This is a genomic window from Sediminibacterium salmoneum NBRC 103935, assembly GCF_000511175.1.
Taxonomy (GTDB): domain Bacteria; phylum Bacteroidota; class Bacteroidia; order Chitinophagales; family Chitinophagaceae; genus Sediminibacterium; species Sediminibacterium salmoneum.
Genome location: NZ_KI866530.1, coordinates 1077904 through 1100564, shown reverse-complemented (window position 1 = coordinate 1100564; position 22661 = coordinate 1077904). Strand labels below are relative to the sequence as shown.

Annotated in this window: 22 protein-coding genes; 10 read left to right on the top strand and 12 right to left on the bottom strand. The window is 39.1% G+C overall.

All coding sequences use genetic code 11. The features are described 5' to 3' along the window. Window positions 1-19: 19 nt before the first annotated feature. The 3 genes from P767_RS0105280 (at window position 20) to P767_RS0105270 (ending at window position 2437) form a co-directional block, all read left to right on the top strand. Complete coding sequence (locus P767_RS0105280; RefSeq protein WP_026763691.1) at window positions 20-613, top strand: Crp/Fnr family transcriptional regulator; 594 nt, start codon at window positions 20-22, stop codon at window positions 611-613. After that, window positions 610-1824, top strand: coding sequence for a hypothetical protein (locus tag P767_RS0105275; protein WP_026763690.1), 1215 nt, complete (start codon window positions 610-612; stop codon window positions 1822-1824). The genes P767_RS0105280 and P767_RS0105275 overlap by 4 nt, the downstream gene beginning before the upstream one ends. A gap of 61 nt (window positions 1825-1885) precedes the next feature. Beyond that, window positions 1886-2437 (top strand): fasciclin domain-containing protein, encoded by a 552-nt coding sequence (locus P767_RS0105270; protein ID WP_037351642.1) that lies wholly within the window; start codon window positions 1886-1888, stop codon window positions 2435-2437. On the opposite strand, the gene P767_RS0105265 is transcribed toward P767_RS0105270, so the two are convergent. From P767_RS0105265 to P767_RS0105235, 8 genes are all read right to left on the bottom strand, one after another. Continuing rightward, complete coding sequence (locus P767_RS0105265; protein WP_026751661.1) at window positions 2438-2809, bottom strand: group III truncated hemoglobin; 372 nt, start codon at window positions 2807-2809, stop codon at window positions 2438-2440. A gap of 11 nt (window positions 2810-2820) precedes the next feature. Beyond that, window positions 2821-3588, bottom strand: a complete 768-nt coding sequence (locus P767_RS0105260) for an ABC-2 transporter permease (RefSeq protein ID WP_026763688.1) — start codon at window positions 3586-3588, stop codon at window positions 2821-2823. After that, window positions 3581-4294 carry an ABC transporter ATP-binding protein gene (locus P767_RS0105255; protein ID WP_026763687.1) on the bottom strand — a complete coding sequence of 238 codons (714 nt, stop codon included), beginning with the start codon at window positions 4292-4294 and terminating at the stop codon, window positions 3581-3583. Before P767_RS0105255 ends, P767_RS0105260 begins: the two co-directional genes overlap by 8 nt. Beyond that, complete coding sequence (locus P767_RS0105250; protein ID WP_026763686.1) at window positions 4291-5526, bottom strand: nitrous oxide reductase family maturation protein NosD; 1236 nt, start codon at window positions 5524-5526, stop codon at window positions 4291-4293. Before P767_RS0105250 ends, P767_RS0105255 begins: the two co-directional genes overlap by 4 nt. A 5-nt stretch (window positions 5527-5531) precedes the next feature. Beyond that, on the bottom strand, window positions 5532-6533 hold the full coding sequence (locus P767_RS0105245; protein WP_026763685.1) for a nitrous oxide reductase accessory protein NosL: 1002 nt from the start codon (window positions 6531-6533) through the stop codon (window positions 5532-5534). 67 nt (window positions 6534-6600) lie between these two features. Further along, the gene (locus tag P767_RS18790) at window positions 6601-7668 is read right to left on the bottom strand and encodes a hypothetical protein (RefSeq protein ID WP_245586838.1); all 1068 of its coding nucleotides are present in this window, start codon (window positions 7666-7668) and stop codon (window positions 6601-6603) included. Further along, window positions 7638-8576 carry a hypothetical protein gene (locus P767_RS18785; RefSeq protein WP_245586837.1) on the bottom strand — a complete coding sequence of 313 codons (939 nt, stop codon included), beginning with the start codon at window positions 8574-8576 and terminating at the stop codon, window positions 7638-7640. The genes P767_RS18790 and P767_RS18785 overlap by 31 nt, the downstream gene beginning before the upstream one ends. An 11-nt stretch (window positions 8577-8587) precedes the next feature. After that, window positions 8588-9082: a c-type cytochrome gene (locus P767_RS0105235; protein ID WP_157611378.1), complete on the bottom strand. Its 495-nt coding sequence runs from the start codon at window positions 9080-9082 to the stop codon at window positions 8588-8590. Window positions 9083-9186: 104 nt separating this feature from the next. Between P767_RS0105235 and P767_RS15965 the strand changes: the two genes are divergently transcribed. The 3 genes from P767_RS15965 to P767_RS0105220 are packed head-to-tail and all read left to right on the top strand — an operon-like array spanning window position 9187 to window position 12800. Beyond that, window positions 9187-9810 (top strand): phosphatase PAP2 family protein, encoded by a 624-nt coding sequence (locus tag P767_RS15965; protein WP_051417151.1) that lies wholly within the window; start codon window positions 9187-9189, stop codon window positions 9808-9810. Continuing rightward, window positions 9811-11481 carry an ArnT family glycosyltransferase gene (locus P767_RS0105225; protein WP_084799826.1) on the top strand — a complete coding sequence of 557 codons (1671 nt, stop codon included), beginning with the start codon at window positions 9811-9813 and terminating at the stop codon, window positions 11479-11481. Between the two features lie 29 nt (window positions 11482-11510). Further along, window positions 11511-12800, top strand: coding sequence for a hemolysin family protein (locus P767_RS0105220; RefSeq protein ID WP_026763682.1), 1290 nt, complete (start codon window positions 11511-11513; stop codon window positions 12798-12800). On the opposite strand, the gene P767_RS0105215 is transcribed toward P767_RS0105220, so the two are convergent. Further along, the gene (locus P767_RS0105215; protein WP_026763681.1) at window positions 12797-13285 is read right to left on the bottom strand and encodes a DUF6702 family protein; all 489 of its coding nucleotides are present in this window, start codon (window positions 13283-13285) and stop codon (window positions 12797-12799) included. The two genes, P767_RS0105220 and P767_RS0105215, sit on opposite strands and share 4 nt — an antisense overlap. Before the next feature lie 22 nt (window positions 13286-13307). Between P767_RS0105215 and P767_RS0105210 the strand changes: the two genes are divergently transcribed. The 4 genes from P767_RS0105210 (at window position 13308) to P767_RS0105195 (ending at window position 19646) form a co-directional block, all read left to right on the top strand. Then, complete coding sequence (locus tag P767_RS0105210) at window positions 13308-13916, top strand: HupE/UreJ family protein (RefSeq protein WP_245586836.1); 609 nt, start codon at window positions 13308-13310, stop codon at window positions 13914-13916. A gap of 15 nt (window positions 13917-13931) precedes the next feature. Further along, a complete protein-coding gene (locus P767_RS0105205) occupies window positions 13932-16322 on the top strand; it encodes a M1 family metallopeptidase (RefSeq protein ID WP_026763679.1) in 2391 nt (796 codons plus the stop codon). Between the two features lie 94 nt (window positions 16323-16416). Then, window positions 16417-18804: a M1 family metallopeptidase gene (locus P767_RS0105200; protein ID WP_026763678.1), complete on the top strand. Its 2388-nt coding sequence runs from the start codon at window positions 16417-16419 to the stop codon at window positions 18802-18804. A 14-nt stretch (window positions 18805-18818) separates the two neighbouring features. Beyond that, entirely contained in the window at window positions 18819-19646 is an 828-nt protein-coding gene (locus P767_RS0105195; protein WP_026763677.1) for an alpha/beta hydrolase, read from the top strand. Window positions 19647-19660: 14 nt separating this feature from the next. On the opposite strand, the gene P767_RS0105190 is transcribed toward P767_RS0105195, so the two are convergent. The 3 genes from P767_RS0105190 to P767_RS15960 all read right to left on the bottom strand — a co-directional run. Beyond that, a complete protein-coding gene (locus P767_RS0105190) occupies window positions 19661-20581 on the bottom strand; it encodes a glycosyltransferase (RefSeq protein WP_037351641.1) in 921 nt (306 codons plus the stop codon). Further along, window positions 20578-21735, bottom strand: coding sequence for a glycosyltransferase (locus P767_RS0105185; protein ID WP_026763675.1), 1158 nt, complete (start codon window positions 21733-21735; stop codon window positions 20578-20580). Before P767_RS0105185 ends, P767_RS0105190 begins: the two co-directional genes overlap by 4 nt. Further along, window positions 21735-22661, bottom strand: a 927-nt coding sequence (locus P767_RS15960) for a YfhO family protein (RefSeq protein WP_172637514.1), incomplete at its 5' end; no start/stop codon positions are given. The genes P767_RS0105185 and P767_RS15960, both read right to left, overlap by 1 nt.

Below are 22661 nucleotides of genomic sequence, written 5' to 3'. Positions count from 1 at the left end.
TAATCAAGAACCATTCAACATGCTAATTGATACAGATACATTACTTGCCTATGGAGCTACTCCAAAAAAATGGCATAAAGGAGAACTGATTTTTGCTCAGGAAAACGAAGCAAGGTACTTTCATCAGATTGATGAAGGGGCTGTTAAAATGACCAGTATGACAAATGATGGTAAAGAGTTTATACAGGGCGTTTTTCATGAAGGACATAGCTTTGGAGAACCTGCTTTATGGTTGCAGAAACCCTATCCTGCCAGTGCCTATGCCATTACGGATTCTCTGATTTACAGATTGTCAAGAGATAAATTTTTACATTTATTAGACGATCATCCTCTGTTGTTTAGGCGATTGTTTGAGATATTTGCAGATAGATTATACTGTAAAACCTTAACAGCAAATATTCTCGTGAATAATTCACCCGAAGAAAAATTAATTGCTTTTTTACTTAAAATTAAAAACGAGGAAAAATTAAACGAACAGGGCCTTGTGCCTTTTACCAGACAACAGCTGGCAGACTTTACAGGTCTAAGGGTGGAAACAGTAATCCGAACCTTATCAAAGTTGTGTGAGAGTAAAAAGGTAAAAATTATCGACCATAAATTGTATTACAAATGAATCCAAAACGCTTATTATCACTAGGATTGCTCAGTTTGATTATCGTAGCATTACTTGGTGTTATTATGCGGTATAAGATAGGATTTTCATTCCCCATTGTTAATCAGAAACATTTGCAGCTTGCTCATTCTGGTTTTGCTTTTTCGGGTTTAATTACCCATTTTCTGTTAACATTTATTTTGATTGTTATTCATGATTCACTAAGGGCTGGTCAATTGAAATTGCTGACGCATTCTATTCATGCCAATTTATTTTTCTCTTATGTAGCCTGTATGGCATTTATCTGGCAAGGGTTTGGAATGATTGCCGTAACAGCTCAGTTAATGAGTTTTATTGCCGTATTACTTTTTGTTGTTTTAGGGCTGTTTAAGTGGGCAGCACTTAAAAGTTCTGCCATGCGCTGGTTTAAAATGGGTGGGGTTTTATTTTTGTTTTCTTTGATTGCCCAGTTCTGGTTAATTGAAATGTGGTTAACCGGTAATATGACCCAATACAATTATCTGGCAGCCACTTACTGGTTTTTACATTTCCAGTATAATGGGTGGTTTTTCTTTGGATGTATGGGATTATTAGTGAACTGGATGAATCAGCACCAATTGAATTTTGCTCATCAGGATACTTTTTTCAAAGCTTTTGCTATTAGTGTGATTCCGGCTTATGGGTTATCAGTATTATGGCTGAAACTTCCGGTCTGGATTTATGTATTGGTGGTTTTGTCTGCGCTTGTACAATGTGTTGGGCTATTTTATTTAATCAGACAATTTTTAACTGCCGGCTTTAAAAAAATAGCAGATCAGAAACCCGTTTTATTTTTTGTGGGATTATTATCCATGTTAGCCCTAATGGTTAAAATAGCTTTACAGGCGGGATCTACCATACCCAGTATTAGTAAACTGGCTTTTGGATTTAGACCTATTGTGATTGCTTATTTACACCTTGTGCTCCTGGCATTTACCTTGTTATTCTTACTGGCATATTTAATTGATCAGCCCTATTTTACATTGAACAGGAAGTCGGCTCAGGCAATTAAATTCTTTGCTGTTATGGTGTTTTTAAATGAATTTTTTCTTGGTATTCAGGGCATAGCCTCTTTGAGTTATACAGTGGTTCCTTTTATCAATGAAATTTTGTTAGGCGTTGCATTACTGCTGCTGCTTTCCGCAATTGGGTTTATGCGATATTTAGCGCCCCAAAAAAATGGCGTGTTGTGATTGTAATCATAAAAAAATTATATATCAATGCTGACCTTTAGGCAAATAAATCTTAAAGGTCATGAAAACAAAACCGATTCTCTATTCTTGCTTATTTATTTTATTGGGTGCAAGTTGCGCTAGCGAAAACGCTGAAGCTCCTGCTGATGCTGCCAGTACTGAACAAACTTCTGTAGGACAATCTGCTGTTAAGGATGAAACTTCCAGCCCTAATATTGTTCAGGTAGCTATAGGAAGTAAGGATCACAGTACGCTCGTAGCTGCTGTTAAAGCCGCCAGTCTGGTGGATGCCCTTAGTAATGCAGGACCATTTACTGTATTTGCACCTACAAATGCTGCATTTGAAAAATTACCTGCCGGAACAGTTGAAGGGCTTTTAAAGCCAGAAAAGAAGGCTGATTTAAAGAATATCCTGGAGTACCACACTTATGTTGGCGTTTTGAAATCCGAATATATGCAGGATGGGCAGGAATTTGAGCAAGTGAATGGTGGAAAAGTAAAAATTACCAAAAATGGGGATAAGACTTTAGTGAATGGCTCTGAAATTGTAGCCTCAATTGTTACTTCCAATGGAATTATCCATGTAATTAACGATGTTTTATTGCCTAAATAATTAACTGAACATCTTTATTTGCATTACAGTGGCAATACTGGTTGCACGTTGTTTAGCCAGTTCGGCTTTTTCTCCTTCAAATAATTGATCTACCGTTTCAGTAAATAACATTAACCATTTTTGAAAATGCTCCATCTTCATGGGGCATTTTTTATGAATATCCTTGTGTTTGGCCATAGGGTTTCCGTCGTAACCACCCGTAAAGAACAGAATATTTTCCCAGAAATCGTACATGACTGGTAAGTGCTTTTCCCAGTTTACGGGAACAATTTCCGTAAAGAAAAACGAGATAGAAGGTTCTTTCAGAACCTTTTCGTAAAAACTGTTAACTAGTTTTTCAATATCCCCTCTATTGGTAATATCTGTTTTCATGTTGAATGATTTTAGAGGTCTTTTCGATTAAATTTTTTCAATGAAATAATCAATGGTAAAACAATCCATCCCAGCAAGAGCATAAATGAAATTATCATGCCTTTGGTGTTACCAAAGAATTCATTGAATATGGCACCCGTATATCCCAGTAATGCGGCAGAATCCAGTTGCAGCAGCATTAAAATTCTGGATAGATCTATTGGGCTTAAAGCTGTTAAGGCAACCATTGGTTTTTCAATAGGGTAGTCTGAGAATTGAAACATCAAAAACAACAGAATGCCATCAAAAAGTAAGGCAAAGTAAATCCAGAGAATAATGGTAAGGCCTATGCCTTTTGCTTTGTCTTTGTAAATGATGGTGCATAGCATTGCCAATGCTACGAAAATGACAGTAATGATTATGCCGATGGCTAACATAAGAACGGACTGGCTAAAATCACTGTAAATTAACAGGGGAATACCTGCGCCTAAAATGAATGCCAATACCATACTTCCTGCCAAACCTCCAAACAAGCTCAGCCAGATGTCTTTTCTTTTAATGGGATGGCTTATGAGCAGCTCAATGAATTCCGCACTATTATAAATGTATATGGCAGCAAAAAGAATAGAAACCAATGGTACAGTAAGTAAAATAAGATTCAGTAAAGTCAATATACCCTTAGCGCTATTGTCCTCCAGTGTAAAAGATGACCAGCCAATTACTGCCAACATGATTGTATAGGCAATAACGAATTTGTTTTTGAGAATATCCAGTAAGATATATTTCAGAATTCTATTCATTTACTTTGCTTTTTAAAATGCTGAGAATGGCTTCGGATATATTCATGCTTCCGGTAGACGACTTCAATTTATCTACAGACTGATGAAAAGCAACTTTGCCTTCCTGCATGAAAATGATTTCTGAAACCATATTGTCTAATTCACTCAGTAGGTGAGAAGTGATGATTATCAATTTCCCATTGTTTCTTTCTGCAATAATTTTTTCTTTCAGTATTTCAGCTGATATCGGATCCAGGCCTGCAGTGGGTTCATCCAAGATTAGTATAGGAGGATTGAACATGAAAGCCAGTACCGCACTTACTTTTTGCATAGTACCACCGCTAAGCGTTCCCATTTTTTTATCGAGGAGACCATCCATTCCAAATGAATGAAATAAGGACAAGTCCAGGTTTTCACTGGTATTTCTGATAGATTGAACCATTTCAATAATCTGGCCAATCGTCATGTTTTGTGGATAGCGGCCAATTTGTGGCATATATCCAATCATCTTTTTGTAAGCAATACCCTTGGTGATTAATTGACCATTAATAATTACTTCACCTTTGTCGGCCATCACCATACTAAGGATAATTTTAATCAATGTGGTTTTTCCACAACCATTGGGTCCAATCAGTGCAACACACTGGCCTCTGTTTAAATTAAGATCAATTCCTCTTAAGACCGACAGTTTGCCAAATGATTTTGATATGTCTTTTATGTCTATCATAATTTCAACGCCTTCATCAAAGGACTTTCATCTATAAAATTTTCAGGTGTTAAGCTGGGTATTTTCTTTTCTGATTGATCAAGAAGAGAAACAATAAAACTCCGGTAAAGCAGCATGCTGGTTGGGTTAGATTCAACAATAACAGCATATAGGCTGAGTGGCCTGTAGGGTACATCTCCAATTTTGTCTTTGTTTAAATCGTAACCAGTGTACTTGTCCCAGTAATTGTTTTTGAATTGGTTTAAAAGCAAGGTTCCATTGGTACTCACATCAAATGTGTTTTTGATGAAGTTGTTTTTTTGAATGATATTATCCATGCAGTTAGCCTGTATTTTAAGCCCCCAGCCGTTGTTGGTGAACTGATTGTTTTCAACCAGCGTTCTGTTACTTCCATCCATAAAAACAGCAGCTGTGTTTTTATCAAAAGTATTACCTGTTAAAATGCAATCTGAAATTTCTTTAAATAATATGCCATAAGCTGCATCGCCCCAGTTGTCAGCGAAATGATTGTTGCGCATGGTTATTTTCTTTGAGAACATAACAGCAACACCTGCACCGTTTTTGCTGAAATTATTTGCGTAGTAGGCGTCATTGTTAGAATTCATAAAGTGTAAGCCATAGCGAATATTGTTGAAGGCTTTATTATTCCAGACAGTTGAATTGTTTACAAATTCAAAGTAAATACCATCTCTGCATCCACTTATACTATTTCCGATTATTTGCAGACTATCACTTTTCCAGCAGTGTATTCCATTCCCGATTGTTTGTTCTTCTTTTCCAAACGAAATAATCCGATTGTTCTTAATTACACACTTTTTACTGAATTGAATATAAATGCCGAAAAAATTATCATATACATCGTTGTTGATAATCTTGACATTCATAGATTCATACACTTTTATGCCTCCTGGGTCATCCAAAGTTGCATATCCGGAATGTTGAATTCTGAATCCACTGATCGTAACATTGTTAGCCTTAACAGATAAAACTTCAAATCTCTTGTCACCATCAATTACAGGGAGGTTGATTCCGATTAATGTAACAGATTTGTTAATAAGAATATTTCCTTCCTTATACAAACCTTTAAATACAATAATTGAGTCCCCGTTTTTAGCAACAGCGATTGCTTGCTTAATCTGTTTGTATTTTTTATCGGAGCCTACATGTAGTTTAGTAGTATGCCCCGTAATTCCCGACAGCAAGAATAACAGTAAAATAAAAACATACTTCATGCTTATTAGTTAATTTCTTCCCAGGTTGAAATTTTTCCTGCAAAACTAGCCGCAAATTTTTCAGCTTCGTGTTGCTGTGCAAAAGCAGCAGTGTTGCCATTCATTGGACTTTTGATGGTTTCATGCAAAACATACCATGCTTTGGTAGCATCAATCAGAACATTATTTCCATTATAATCATTAATGTACCAGCGGTCAATTACCATTGTATTGTTACTGCTACTGAATGCTTTCATGCAACTCAAATCATCAAACTTGTATACTTTACCTTTAGTTGTAATACACTCAGCCCCAAAGCGGATATCTGCATAAGTCATTTTACAAGATTCGCATTGATCTTTATTTAAAGCCAGCGGCTCAGGATTTTTTGAACTACAGGAACTAAGAGCTAAAAGGGTAAAAAGCAGCATGGCGGTATTGGGTTTAATCCATTTCTTAAGCCAGCCAAATTCTATGGCAACTGCTATTAATGTTAATAGACCAGCCCCAATGAACAGCCATCCGCCTATATCAGGGATAGAATATGCTCCAAAGTTCAACAATTGTTTAAAGCCAATCAACGGAGGTTGATAAGCCATGCCAGGAACAATTATTGCCGCATTAGGATCCAGGTTGTGTCCATAGTTATATTCCCATCTCCAGAAATCTACCATGGCAATTATCCCGAACACCACAAATGCAATAAATGTGGTAATCAGCATTTTCTTTCCGCCCTTTATGCCGGATATCAGCATTAATAAAGCATAAAAAGAAATGATATAAGGCAGGAGGGTAAATTCAATAAAATTTTCTGCGTGCAAGGTTTGCATACCAATATAATGATTCAAACCATTAATAATGTCAACGTCGCCTCCCAGTTTGTAAGAGAAAATCTGAAGTCCTAAACCTTCCGGATATTGCGGTGCATCCAGTTCAATTCTCCAGATAGGAACAAAGACGGATATACCTAAACAAATGGCACTTACAATCAATAGTATTTTTGATTGTTTACTTATTTCTTGCTTCATCTTCAAAAATTTTAAATGAAAAAGGAGCAGTAGGTTTTCACTTCCTGCTCCTTTTAAAGAATCCAGCTTATTTAGATTCTGGAACTGGTTTGCCTAAACTAAAGCTAAGCGGAACATTGCTTCCTGCAGGGGAAACCCTTACATAACCCTGCATTTCCTGGTGCAATGCACTACAGAAGTCGGTACAATACATAGGATACATACCTGCTTTTTTAGGAATCCACTTTAGAGTGGTGGTTTCGCCAGGCATAATTAATAATTCAGCATTATCTGCACCTTTTATTGCAAAGCCATGCGGCACATCCCAGTCTTGTTCTAAATTGGTTACATGGAAATACACTTCATCACCTACTCTTACACCTTCAATATTATCCGGAGCAAAGTGAGAACGGATTGAACTCATATAAACATGCACTTTATTACCTTCTCTTACCACTTTTGCGTTGGCTTCACCTGCGGTTACATAAGGATGTTTGTTTTCTCCGATTTTGTAAATTTTCAACTGTCCGTTGTTTCTGATTACATCAGCAGGGGCAGATTGAGCATAGTGTGGTTCTCCAATGGTTGGAAAGTCCAGAATCAATTGCATTTTGTCTCCGCTGATATCATAAATCTGAGCACTTTGGGCCAGTTCAGGACCAGTTGGTAAATATCTGTCTTTGGTTATTTTGTTATAAGCAACTAAGTATTTAGGCGATGGTTTTTTGGTATTTCCACCAGGGATACTTAAGTGACCAACAGAATAATAGGTTGGAACACGATCTACTACAGTTAAGTCTTTGATATTCCATTTAACAACTTCTGAAGAAACAAAGAATGAAGTATAGGCATTACCCTTACCATCAAACTCTGTATGCAAAGGTCCAAGACCTGGTTTTTTTACTTCGCCGTACAATGCTGCATCATACTTAATTACAGGGATGCCTTCGTAATCACCATCATATGATTTATCAGCAATTGCCTTTTGAATTTTATCAAAGCTGAATACAGGAATCAAAGCGGCTAATTTTCCAGAACCAACAATGTATTCTCCGGTAGGATCTACATCACAGCCATGAGGAGATTTAGGACAAGGAATAAAGTATACAATGTCTTTTAGCTCTTTTACATCCAACACCAATACTTCTTCTTCCATTTTAGAAGTAGCAGAATGGGTTGATTCATTCCATTTATTGTGTGCGTATTTTGCTTTAACTTTTTACCTTTTCCGGCTTTAATGTATTCTTCTGCTTTTTTCCAGTTTACAGCCATAATAAAGTCTTTATCTTTCTGAGAAGCATTAACTTCCAATAAAGTACTTGCCTGTTCTGTATTATAGCAGCTGAAGAAAAACCATCCATGAGATTTGCCCTTGCCAGCTCTGGCCAGGTCAAAGTTTACCCCAGGAGTTTTTAATTGGAAAGCAAGCTTCATTTCGCCTGTTTCCTTTGCCACACTCACAAAGGATATATGACCTTTGAAATTCTTTTTATAAGAATTGATAGGAACATCTCCATTTTCATCATCGGAGGGTACACTAAAACGGGTACCTGCCACAATGTATTCAGAGTTTTCTGTTCCGAATGGGGAGCTGTGGTTACCTGCAGAATTGGGTAATTCAATAATTTCTGCAGTTTTAAATGTTTTTAAATCAATTCTTGCCAAACGAGGTGTGTTATTGCCATTGGCAAACACCCATTTACCATCAATTTCGCCATTGGTCTGGCTCATTTCAGTATGGTGTAAATCGTCCCAGGGAACAAAACCGTTGGAAGTGTTAAGCATGGGTTTGGTTTCTTCGCTGTATCCCCATCCTTTCTCAGGATCAACAGAGAATACCGGGATTACTCTTAGTAGTCTGCCACTGGGCAAACCGTAAACGCTCATCTGGCCACTGAAACCACCTGATACAAAATTGTAGTACTCATCGTATTTACCAGGTGCTACATAAGCTTTGGCAGCAGCGTCTCCGCTAACAGCGCTTCCTGAGTTTTTTGGCTTGCAGGAAAATAACGCTGTAGCTGCAAGAACAGCGGCAATTGTGGTTGATTGAATTAGTTTCATAGTTGTTTATTTTATTTAGCGCCATCGTTTTTGCGCATGAATTCCAATATTTCTCTGGCGTCGGTATCAGTTAAGCTTTGATTAGGCATTCTAACCAGGCAAAGTTCTAATTGAGCCTGTACTTTAGGGTCTTTCTCAATCATCGGATCCGGATTGGTAATAAAGTTCATAATCCAATGAGGGGCGTTTCGGGTTGTTACGCCTTTCCAGCCTGGACCAACCAGTCTTTCTTCAGTCAATTTATGACATGAATTACATTTGGTTGCTGAAATTGATTCACCTTTTGCAGCCATGGCCTGATCCAGAGGACCAACCGTAACATTGGAAGCGTCAAATTTACCTTCACCTCTTTTTGGGTCATAATCGGAAGGAGAAGATGCAGTGGCTGCCGGGGCTTCCTGAGATGAGCTGGCTGATGAGTCAACTTTCTGGCCTCCGCCTCCACAGGCAATAACCGCTAATGTACTAGCAGCTATCAGTAGAAAAGCAATTGGTTTGATATTCATAATGCTAAATTTTATGTAAAACTATTTATCGTAAATCCGAACTTTTATGACTGTGGTCATATCGGCAAAAAAAATAAAACTGCATATTCTTCTTATTTTGCGGTATGATGGCATCAATAACCATAACTGCAGACTGGGTACAGAAAGTCATAAAAGCCGATCAGGAACTGTTTCTACTTTTGAACAAAGGGTACACGAATTCCTTTTTAGATTCCCTTTATCCCTGGTATAGGGAAGGGAATACCTGGGTTCCCTTTTATCTTTTTTTAGTGGTATTTGCCATTTTGAACTTCGGGAAAAAAGCTTTCCCTTTCATACTTTTCGCTGTTGTTACTATTGTTTTAACAGATCAGATAAGTAGTAGTATGGTTAAACCTTTTTTTGAAAGACCCAGACCTTGCCGGGATCCTTTGCTGATGAATCAGATTAGAATGCTGTTAAACAGGTGTTCCGGGGGATACAGTTTTACCTCTTCTCACGCAACGAATCACTTTGGATTTGCAGTATATTTATTTGTAACTATCGGAAGTTTAATTGGTAAATGGAAGTATTTCTTGTTGTTCTGGGCAGCAACAATTGCTTATGGTCAGGTATATGTTGGCGTACATTATCCATTAGACATTTTCTTTGGCGCATTACTGGGAGCATTCATTGGATGGGGTACTGGATACTGGCACAACAGGATTTCTGGAACTATCCATCCAGGAGAAATGTATAAATCAATCTAAATGATCAGTAATCGATTTTATTATTTGGTGATAGCTGCCTGTCTGGTGGTTTATTGTCTTGGGGCGGTTATGATTCCTCTGATGGATATTGATGCTTCTCAGTATGCATCCATCAGCCGGGAGATGCTTGAACGGAATAGTTTTCTGCAAATATTCGATCAGGGACAGGATTATTTGGATAAGCCACCTTTGTTATTCTGGCTATCTGCTTTGTCAATGAAAATATTTGGAATTTTTGACTGGGCTTACAGAATACCTTCCATTTTGGTTTTATTGGCAGGGTTGTATGCAACAGGTAAATTGGCAAGAATCTTTTATAATGAAGATATAGCCCGCATTAGTGTGATGGTGCTTGCTAGTTCACAGGCTGTTTTCTTAATCAGCCATGATATCAGAACCGACACGATGCTGATGGGCTGGGTAATTTTATCTATCTGGCAGCTGGCAGAGTGGTTTCGTTCTCAGCAATGGAAAAATTTCATAGGCGCTTTTGTTTTTATAGCCTGTGGAATGATGACCAAAGGCCCGGTTGCATTAATGGTTCCTGGGTTGGCCTTTTCGGCGCATTTTTTTGCACAGCGGAACTGGAAGCAATTTTATCGCTGGGAGTATTTATTGGGTATTGTAATTATTGCAGTTTTATTATTGCCCATGTGTTGGGGGCTATATCAGCAATACGATTTACAACCTGGTAAATTAATTAATGGAAGTCCCATAGATTCAGGTTTGAAATTTTATTTCTGGACACAAAGCTTTGGGCGTTATACGGGAGAGAATTTTTATAAAGAAATGGGGCATTTTACCTTTCTTCTCGAAAACATGTTCTGGAGCTTTCTTCCCTGGATATTTATTTTCTTGCTGGCTTTGTTAACAGCTTGCTGGAAAATAATTATTCAGCGGTTTAAAATTGGTCATCAGGAGGAGCTGATTACACTTGCAGGTTTTGTTTTGACTTATTTTGTGTTAGCCAGAAGTCAGGCACAGCTACCGCATTATATTTTTGTAGTTTATCCACTGGCTGCCATACTTACTGCCAGATTCATCTATGATTTTTTAATATTGAACCAATATCCCAAATGGATTAAACCCATGTTGGTTTGGCATGGATTTATATTTTCTGTTTTATGGATCGCTGCCGGGATTATTGTTACTTATGTTTTCCCGGGACAGTCTTTTGTATATATTCTTCTATTGCTTATTGGCGCTGTTTTGTTTGTATTGTCCATAAAAAAAATTAAGTTACCTGGCTTTGATTTTCTAATGCCTTTTTTTATTACAGGTATCGGGGTTAATCTATTGTTGTCTTCTGCATTCTATCCAAATTTGCTGAAATTCCAAATGGGAAATGATGCAGCTGCATTTATAAAGCAGAAACCCTTTGAAAAATCTGAATTGAAGTTATACGGCATTCACAACAGCAACGCGCTTCATTTTTATGCTGGTTATATTTTCCCTTTTAAAGCATCAAAGAACGAATTTCTGCCTGCAGAAAAAGTATTGACAAGTAAGGATAGTCTTTCTCGGTTTACTCATCTTTTTCCAGAGGCCAAAGTAATACATGAAGGGGATCAGTTTGCTGTATCCTTATTAACCTTGCCTTTCCTAAATCCTGCTACAAGAGAGAGGGAAACACCCAGATACATTATCATCGATTTAGACGGGAAACCTTAGACTTGTGAATTTTGCTTAATTTTACCAAAATGACAGAGTTTTTTATAATTCTTTTTTTAATTATTCTGAATGGATTGTTCTCCATGGCCGAAATAGCCCTGGTGTCTGCCCGGAAAGCCAGATTGGAAGCCCAGGCATCCAAGGGCGATGAAGACGCGGCAAAAGCCCTTAAACTGGCCAATCATCCGGATGCATTTCTATCTACTGTTCAAATAGGGATTACTTTAATTGGGGTTCTGACTGGTATTTTTTCCGGCGATAAATTCAAAGAACCTTTGGCAAACTGGCTCGAAGGCTTTCCTGCCTTGACCACTTACAGCAGTACTATTGCCACCACCATCATTGTGATAATTGTAACCTATTTATCCCTGGTGCTGGGAGAGCTGGTTCCCAAAAGAATTGGTTTGAGCAATCCGGAAGGGATTGCCAAATCGGTTGCAGGGCCTATGCGATTTGCCGGTTGGGTCACTTTCCCTTTTATCTGGTTATTGTCAAAGTCTTCTAATATTATTGTTAAGCTGATGAGAATTAAAGCCAATGAGAATCAGGTAACGGAAGAAGAAATCAAGGCAATTATCAGTGAGGGTACCGAGCAGGGGACAATTGAAGAGGCGGAACAGGAAATTATTGAAAGGGTATTTCATTTAAGTGACCGGAATATTACTTCTCTGATGACGCACAGAAGCGATATCGAATGGATAGAGGGAGACAAAAAAGTAGGAGAGGTAAGAAGGCTGCTGCAGGATATGATCCATTCTGTGTATCCGGTTTGCGAAGATGATATTGACCATATTAAGGGAGTTGTATCTATTAAGGATTTATTTGCTGCAGATGCAGAAGCCACTATTTTTTCCATTATGAAACCAGCTATGTATGTGCCTGAAAATAATTCGGCGTATCAGGTATTGGAAAAATTCAAGCAAACAAAAATTCATCAGTGTTTTATTGTTGACGAATATGGCAGTGTGCAGGGGCTGATGACTTTGAACGATATTCTGGAAGCCATTGTTGGTGATATTCCGCAGGAAGAAGATGAAGCGTATGAAATTATTGAGAGAGCAGATGGCTCTTACCTGATTGATGCCCAGATTCCTTTCTATGACTTCCTGAGTAAGTTTGATAAAACGGAGTGGATGGAGAAATGGGAACAGGATTTCAATACCCTGGCCGGTTTTATCATTCATCATTTGGAGCGCATTCCTAAGACGGGTGAAACACTGGAATGGGAATCCTTTACCTTCGAAATTGTAGATATGGACAATCACCGGATTGACAAAGTCCTTGTTACGTCAAGCGAGCCACTGATTCCCAATGATTAAAAGCTGAACTGGGTGTTTTTTTGCGGGTAATCTAGTTTATAGCTTTTCTGAGTCCCCTTACTTTTTACATGAAAAAGATTAATCTGGCTGGTTTCGTAGTCATGAAGGATTGAACAATTGATATCTACGGTGTTCATTTCTTTTACTTGCTCCACTTCAAAGTAAGACCATACGCTTTCCCTTATAATTTCGTAACCAACATAGTTGAATTTTACCGGCTTCCCATTGATTTTGAGTTGTAAGGTTTTTCCAATATACTGACTGATTTGCTGATCTATAAAGGCTTTGTTGGTGGGTTTAATGATATCAATGGTAGCCGTTGATTGTTTTTGGAGCGTTTTTTCCAGATCGTCGGTAAAAATGCGAATGCTTATTTCAGCGGTAGCTTCTTTTTCGTTATGGTTGATTTCAATCACCGATACATAGAAAGGGTGTATAAATGCAAGGCTAGCCGTTAGTAGCCATTGAACAAAAATTGTAGCCATTGAACCAGTTTATTTATGGCAAATGTCGGTTTTAATTTATATTGCTGCTATGATTGATTTTGGACTTTTTTTCCAGATGGGGTATGAGCATATTGCTGATTTAAATGGAATTGACCATATCCTTTTTGTTGCTGCACTCTGTATCCGCTATCAGTTTGCCGATTGGAAAAAGCTACTTTGGCTGGTTACCGCATTTACCCTGGGGCATTCCATTACGCTTGCCTTGAGTGTGTTCAATATTGTTAATTATTCTGTTAACTGGATTGAATTTCTGATTCCGGTTACTATTGTAATTACCGCCTTCAGCAATGTTTTCGTTAAGAAATTTGTGTACAAGGCCAAATTCCCGCTGATTTATTTTTTTGCTGCTTTTTTCGGATTAATTCACGGTTTGGGCTTTAGTAATTACCTGAAAAGCCTGCTAAGTAAAGAGGGGAATATCGTTCCGGAATTATTGGCCTTTAATCTGGGTCTGGAGGCAGGGCAGCTGGTAATCGTACTCGCTATTCTTTTTATTTCACTTATATTCGTTCAGCTTTTTAAAATAAACCGAAGGGAATATTTATTATATATTTCCGGAGGAATATTTGCCATCGCCTTGCAAATGGCATTAGAAAGATTACCCTTTTAATAAACCAACTCAATTATGAAAAAAGTTGCGCTGTTCATGGTAGTTGCCCTGTTTGCTTCCCGCACACAGGCTCAAAACATCATGAACAATCCCACGTCTAATCATGGGAACAAATTTGAACAGTTAGGAACAATCTTGCCAACCCCTAATGAATACCGGACTGCAAGTGGTGCGCCCGGTCCAAAGTATTGGCAACAAAGAGCAGACTATGTTATTAAGGCAGAATTGGATGAAGCCAATCTGAAATTAAAGGGCACGGAAACCATTACCTATTTTAATAATTCTCCGGATGTATTAACTTATTTATGGTTACAACTAGACGAAAACGAGCATAGTTCCAAAAACAACGCTAATTACCAGGATGCATCCACCATGCCCCGTCAGCTTACGACCAGTCAGCTCGACAATATGGCTAATGCAAAGAAAGACAATGGGAACGGTCATATTATTTCATCTCTAACCGATATTACCGGAAAGGCATTGAAATACACCATCAACAGAACCATGATGCGTGTTGACTTACCGACACCACTAAAGCCAGGTCAAAAATTTGTTTTCAATGTTGCCTGGAGTTATAAAATAACCAATAGAATGGTGGAAGGCGGAAGAGGTGGATATGAAACCCTGGAAGATGGTAATAATTTATTTACCATGGCACAGTGGTTCCCACGTTTGTGCGTTTATAGCGACTATCAGGGTTGGCAGAACCAACAGTTTACCGGAAGAGGGGAGTTTGCTTTGGCTTTTGGTAATTATGATGTAACCATTACTTTACCTGCAGACCATATAGTATTGAGTACCGGTGTTTGTCAGAACTATGCACAGGTTTTAACACCAGCGCAGATGGCCAGATGGAATCAGGCTCAAACTGCTAAAGAGCCGGTTGAAATTGCCACTTTAGAGGAAGCAAAAGCCAAAGAAGGTTCAAAAAGCACGCAGAAGAAAACATGGATATATAAAGCAGAAAATGTAAGAGATTTTGCCTGGACTTCCAGCCGCAGATATATCTGGGATGCAATGCCTGTGTACGTAGAGGGTAAAAAAATCATGTGCATGAGCGGATACCCTAAAGAAGCTTATGGTTTGTATAGAAAGTTTTCAACCAAAGTGGTAGCACATACTATCAAATCTTATTCTAAATTCTCTATTCCTTATCCATATCCTGTTGCGCAAAGCATTGAGGCTTCCAACGGAATGGAATATCCAATGATTTGCTTTAATAATGGAAGAACCAATAAGGACGGTTCTTACAGCGAGCAAACTAAAATTGGTATGATTGGAGTAATTGTTCATGAAGTGGGTCATAATTTCTTCCCAATGATTGTTAACAGTGACGAGCGTCAGTGGAGCTGGATGGATGAAGGTATCAACAGTTTTGTTCAGTACCTGACAGAGGAATTGTTCGATAACAAATATCCTTCAAGAGGTGGCCCGGCCTGGGGTATTGCCGGATATATGCGTTTGCCTAAAGAGCAATTGGAACCTATTATGACGAATAGTGAAAATATTATTCTGTTTGGCCCCAATGCTTATACAAAGCCTGCAACCGGTTTAAATATTCTTCGTGAAACCATTATGGGCAGAGAATTATTTGATTATGCATTCAAAGAATATTCTCGCAGATGGGCATTCAAACATCCAACTCCGGCAGACTTATTCCGTACCATGGAAGATGCCAGTGCAGAAGACCTGGATTGGTTCTGGAGAGGTTGGTTCTATGGTATTGATCCGGTGGATATAGCCATTGATACTGTAAAGCACGCGGTAATGAACCCTGATGCAAAGCCGAACGTTCCTCAGGCATCCACACAAACAATGCCTTTGGCCAAGCCATTATTCAGTGGTGCTGCTGCTTTTGATGATATTTCAAAACAGCGAAACAGAAATGATAAAAGCATCATATTCCTTACAGATGCAGATACCAGCTTAAGAGATTTCTACTGGAGATACACCCGTGGATTGGAACCATACGATTCCGTAACCCGAGTACCAGTGCCTAGTTTCACAGCTCCAGCAGAATTAACCGCAGAAGAGAAAGCCAAATACCAGAATGTAAATCTGTATGAAGTTACTTTCTCTAATAAGGGGGGATTGGTTATGCCGATTATTGTAGAGTTTACTTTTGAAGACGGAACCACTGAAATGGAAAAAATTCCTGCTCAGATCTGGAGAAAGAATGAACAGAAAGTAACCAAGCTCTTCATGACTACTAAAAAAGCCAAGCATATCAAGCTTGATCCAATGAGAGAAACTGCGGACATTAATGAAGGAAATAATGTTTGGCCTAAAAATGGCGTAGCTCCTGAACCGAGCAAGTTTAGCTTATTCAAGGGTGCTGCCGGAAGAAGCCGTGGTCAATCCAGCGGTGCGAATCCAATGCAAAACGCTATGCAGAAATCCAACTAATACATAGCTTAAAACAATATACAATGCCACCTGCTTAAATTCGGGTGGCATTTTGTATTTTAGCCCTGCTATAGCTATGCATAAAAACAATTGTATGAAGAAATTTTTGACGCTTGCTTTTGCTATTTTATCTGTGTATTTAACACAGGCGCAAAACATCATGAACAATCCCACATCTAATCATGGGAATAAGTTTGAGCAGTTGGGTACCATTTTACCAACCCCCAATGAATACAGAACAGCCAGCGGAGCACCAGGCCCCAAGTATTGGCAACAACGTGCTGATTACGTAATTAAAGCCACACTGGATGAGTCAAAACTTAGTTTAACCGGAACAGAAACCATCACCTATTATAACAATTCTCCTGATGTATTAACGTATTTATGGCTGCAGCTAGATGAAAATCAGCATAGCACCGTAAACAATGCCAATTACCAGGATGCATCCTATCTGGAAAATGCCATTAATACCAATCAACTGGATAAGCTGGCTGCGGCAAAAACCGACAATGGGTATGGCCATAAAATTTCCAGGCTAACCGATGCAATGGGTAAACCATTGAAATACTTTATCAACAAAACGATGATGCGGGTTGAATTGCCAGCCCCATTGAAACCCGGTCAGAAATTTGCATTCAATGTAGATTGGAGCTATAAGATTTCCGACAGAATGACTTTTGCCGGAAGAGGTGGATATGAAATGCTGGAAGATGGAAATCATTTGTTTACCATGGCACAGTGGTTTCCCCGTTTATGTGTGTACAGCGATTTTCAGGGTTGGCAGAATCAGCAGTTTTCCGGAAGAGGAGAATTTGCATTGACATTCGGCAACTATGATGTTACCTTAACCGTACCTTCAGATCATATCGTGCTTAGTACCGGCGTTTGTCAGAACTATGCACAGGTTTTAACTCCCGCACAGTTAAGTCGCTGGAATCAGGCACAAACAAGCAAGGAGCCAGTAGAAGTGGCAACACTGGAAGAAGCCAATCAAAGATCAACCGGCAAATCTTCCAAAACCAAAACATGGATCTACAAGGCAGAGAATGTAAGAGATTTTGCCTGGACATCTAGCCGCAGATATATCTGGGATGCCATGCCAGTATATATAGAAGGAAAGAAAGTTATGTGCATGAGCGGATATCCAAAAGAAGCCTACGGATTGTATCGTAAATACTCTACCAAAGCCGTAGCCCATACTATTAAAACCTATTCTAAATTTTCCATCCCTTATCCTTATCCCGTAGCACAGAGTATTGAAGCATCTAATGGAATGGAGTATCCAATGATTTGTTTCAACAACGGAAGAACCAATAAAGACGGATCTTATGCGGAAGCTACCAAGTATGGAATGATTGGCGTGATTATTCACGAAGTGGGACATAATTTCTTCCCAATGATTGTGAACAGCGATGAGCGTCAGTGGAGCTGGATGGATGAAGGCTTGAACACATTCGTTCAGTTTTTAACGGAAGAAGAATGGGATAACAAATACCCCAGTCGTCGTGGTCCTGCACGTCTGATTACCGACTATATGCGCTTGCCCAAAGATCAGCTGGAACCTATCATGACCAACAGCGACAATATTATTCAATTTGGTCCCAATGCCTATGCTAAGCCTGCTACTGGTCTGAATATTTTAAGAGAGACCATCATGGGCAGGGAATTATTTGATTATGCATTTAAGGAATATGCCAGAAGATGGGCATTTAAGCATCCAACCCCTGCAGACTTATTCCGAACCATGGAAGATGCCAGTGCAGAAGACCTGGACTGGTTCTGGAGAGGCTGGTTCTATAGCATTGAACCCTGTGATATTGCCATAGAAGGAGTAAAGCATGCGGTGGTAAACAAACAGCCTGCAGCAGTTGCGCCAAGAACCGGAGCGCCTGCAATGCGCAGTCTTGACAAGCCATTATTCAGCGGCGCTGCAGCTTTTGATGATATCTCCAAGCAGCGGAACAGAAATGATAAGAGCATTATTTTCTACACCGATGCAGATACCAGTTTAAGAGATTTCTACTGGAGATATACCCGAGGACTAGAGCCTTATGATTCCAGTTTTAAATATCCCGCACCGGTAATGAATACGCCGGAACCTTTATCAGGGGATGCATTGTCTGCTTATGAAAATGTTCATCTGTATGAAATCAGTTTTGCAAATAAGGGAGGTCTTGTAATGCCAATCATCGTAGAATTCACCTTTGAAGATGGAACCAAGGAAACCGAAAAAATCCCAGCACAGATATGGAGAAAGAATGAACAGAAAGTAACCAAACTGTTTATGACACAAAAGAAAGCTGTATCTATTCAGTTGGATCCATTAAAAGAAACAGCTGATATTGATGAGTCTAATAACAGATGGCCGAATGGCGTGGTAGAAGAACCTTCCAAGTTCAGTTTATTTAAAGGGGGAGCAGGCAGAGGAAGAGGACAGTCTTCCGGTATGAATCCGATGCAGCATGCACAACAGAAGAATTAAATAAAACATACACAATGAAAAAGCTTGTTATAATCCTCTCTTTTCTTTTAATGGGACTCAATGGGTTTTCGGCAGATGTGGATACGTTGATGGTACCCAGTAAATCCATGAAAAAGAATATTCCTGCTGTTATTATTCTGCCTTCGGGTTATCAGACTGCAAAGCAAAATTTTCCGGTTGTTTATTTATTACATGGAGCAGGAGGGAGCTATAGAAACTGGATTACCCGTGTGCCTCATATAAAAGCTTTGGCAGATCAATACCAGATGGTGATTGTTTGTCCTGACGGAGCGGTTACCAGCTGGTATTTTGATAGTCCTGTTGATAGTAATTTCAGGTATGAAAGCTTTGTGGCCAAAGAGCTTCCGGCCTATATTGATCAGCATTACAAAACCATACCCAATAGAAAGGGAAGGGTATTAGCCGGACTCAGCATGGGTGGGCATGGTTCTTTGTTTCTAGGATTCAGACATGCAGACAATTTCAGTGGCGCAGGCAGTATGAGCGGAGCTTTGCACGTAACGGTTATTCGTCAGGGGTATGGGGTTGAGAAAATATTGGGTGATACACTCATCAATAAAAAATACTGGAACGACTGGAGTGTGTTGAATGCAATTGAACAAAAACCCGCTGATTCACTGGCCATATTAATTGACTGCGGTATAGAAGACAGGGTGTTGCCTATGAACAGAGCCGTTCATGAAAAAATGCAGAAGCTTAAAATTGCACATGAGTATACAGAAAGACCCGGTAATCACGATTGGAAATATTGGGAAAATGCCATTGACTACCAAATCTTGTTTTTTAGCAAGCATTTCAGAAGAATGCTTGCTAAAAATTAAGTTATTGGATATTTTTAGTAACCCAGTAAGCCCTTCAGTGCATCAATTCTGAATTGAATAACCGGCTTCATTTTGGCAGGATGTCCTTGTAGTAAATAAGTGAAAGCCAAAACAAAAGAGGCACCTAATTTAAAAAGGTATTCGGCTACTTTTAACCAATAGCTAGATTGGCTGATTTCAAGGGTCCTTACTCTTTCTCCTCTGCCAATGCCACTGGCAACCCTGTACATGTATTCAGGCGTAAGCTTTTGGGTTTCTACAACATGTTCTACCACTACATCAGGATGGTAATAAATGGTTCTGCCAATGGCTTTTAACTTGAGAAAAAATTCCTTTCCCTCCCCGCCAATTCTAAGGGTGCCTTTTACTCCAGGTAGTGCTGTATTAAATCCCTTTACCTGATCAAAATCCGATTTCTTAATAATCATATTCGATTCCAGGGGGTATTTATTCGGACTGAATACACAAACTTCTTTGCTGTAGTCAAAATTGCCCACTAGCGAGGAAACAAAATGACTCATCCATTTGGGCTCTTCGGGAATATAGCGTGGGATAATTCTGCCACCTAGTCCACCAGCATCCGGATGTTCTGAAAAAAACGCAAGAATCATGGCAAGGTAATCTGGTTTTGCAATGGCATCATCGTCCATAAAACACAGTAATTCTCCTTTGGCCATCACAGCCCCTGTGTTTCGGGCGAAAGAAGCTCCCTGTTGCGGTTCATTGGTATAATAAAACCGACCATCGGAATATGTTTCAATAAATGCCTTGCAGACTTTCTCCGTATCATCCGTTGAATTATTGTTTACCACAATAACTTCAAATTGATTCTTGCCGATTGTCTGATTGTATAAACTGCCCAATGCTTCCGGAAGATAAACGGCCCGGTTGTATGTACAGATGACAATGGATATTTCAGGCTGCTGGTGATTCATTTTGGTAAAGATAAAATGGATTCCTGAACTATATGGTCCCAATGGTATTCTTTATAGAATTCAGCTGAAACCGTTTCTTGCTCTCTTTTTAATTCAGAAAACCTGATCATGGATTCGGAAAATAAATTCCAGTTGAAATTACTGATACGGGTCAATTGTTTATTCAGCGGTAAGCTGGAAATGCCTTCAGCGCTTTTCTCAAAAGCAATTACCGGCAGACCTGATGCCAATGCATCAATGAGTTTGGTTTTTACTCCTGCGCCCAAACTAACCGGACAAATAAAACAATCCGTTGCAGCGTAATAAGCCTGAATATCCTGAACAAATCCTTCATAAATAATCTCGGGGCACTTGGAAATATGGGATAATAAATCCCTCTCAATCTGAACGCCACTGATAATGATTTTATAGGTAAGTGACGATTTGTTCAATGTTGGAATCAGCTCTTGTATAATATCGTAAATGGCTTTCTTATTAGGGATATAATCCAATGTGCCATTAAAGAAAAATAAAATCGTGTTATCTGCTAACTGGTGTTTATTCAATAAAGACCTTTTTAATTCGTCTCTTTGTTCGGGGGTAACAGGTTTTTTGCGAAAAGTTCCAAAAGGAATTACCCCTGTTTTATGTAGCGGCAGACCCCAATGCTGTATTGCAAATGCTCTGTCTGTTTCAGATATGAAAAAACTGAAATTAGCCAGCTGATGTACTTTCTTTTCATACCATTGATAGAGTCTCCAGCCTTTTCTCCCCATCTCCTTAAATCGGTTGGCTTCAATATTAGCAGATTTGATGAGAAACTTTTTACCAGTAAATACACGTAATAAGAATCCCAGCCATCCAAAATAACTATGGTCAATCACAGTCCATTCTATTTCTTCTTTACGGATCAGCTGAATCAGGTCTTTTAATCGAAGTAGATTCTTCCAGCCCTGCCAGTGATTAAATAAAATAGGATAGACAGACATGGCATTCGTAGCATCATCCTTATCAGATTTATCCGCCGCTAATACCTGATTATCGCTGGAAACAGCCAAAATTACTTTGCCGTATTGAGCAAGCGATTGGTAATAATGAACAATGTATTGCTGTCCACCCATATGGGCAGGAAATACTTTAAAAGAAACAATGCCCAAAACCTTGGGTACTCTCATCAGGCTTTCTTAGGTTTTCTAATAGCGCCTACTGTTGCTCCCAAAAGCAATAACCAGATAATTGCCGAAGATCCCATGGCTGCCTTTAATCCAATCGAATAGGAAGCTGGTTCAAAACGGAACTGAATAGTATGTTTGCCGGCAGGAACCTGAATACCTCTTAAAACATAATTGGTTTGAAAGATGGGGGTTTCCTTGTCGTCAACATAAGCTTTCCATCCTGCATCATAGAAAACTTCACTGAAAACAGCAAACTGATTCGTTGAAGCATTGGAAGCATAACTCATCTGATCGTTTTCTGCTTTTACCAGTTGAATGCTGGCAGTGCTATCGTATTGAATTGCACCGATTGCGCTTTTGTCTTTTTGATAAAGTACTGCTGTTTCTGAGGGATTAAAACTGCTTAGTTCATCCATAATAGCGGCAGGTGTTTCTTTAAATTGCAAAGACTTTACCAGCCAGGCAGCCCCCAGTGCTTCCGGATTCTGCTGTACCATTGGCTGTCCGCTTTGTTGATCGGGGACAATTATATATTTCGTATTCAACATGTTTAATACGGGCAGACAATTGGGGAATTTATACAATTGGCGCTCTATTAAATCCTGATAAATACTTAGTTTGGCAGGATGGTATCCCCCAATGGATTTGTGGAAATAAGAACTAAGTGCACCTCCGTTAAATGCAGCCGAAATGCCTTGCGAAACATTCAATACCCTGTAATAGCTGGTATCTTTTAATATCTGCAGGTCTGCAGGGGAAGGCGTAAAATTATTTTCGTATTCAGCAGCGTCCTGGTAATTGTTTTCGTTCAGGTATTTCGTGTTAATGCCAAATACATCTATCAAGGCAAAAACTCCTATGGCAATAATAGCATACAGGGGTTTAATCTTCTGTTTAATAACGGCAAATACGGCTAATGCTGCAAC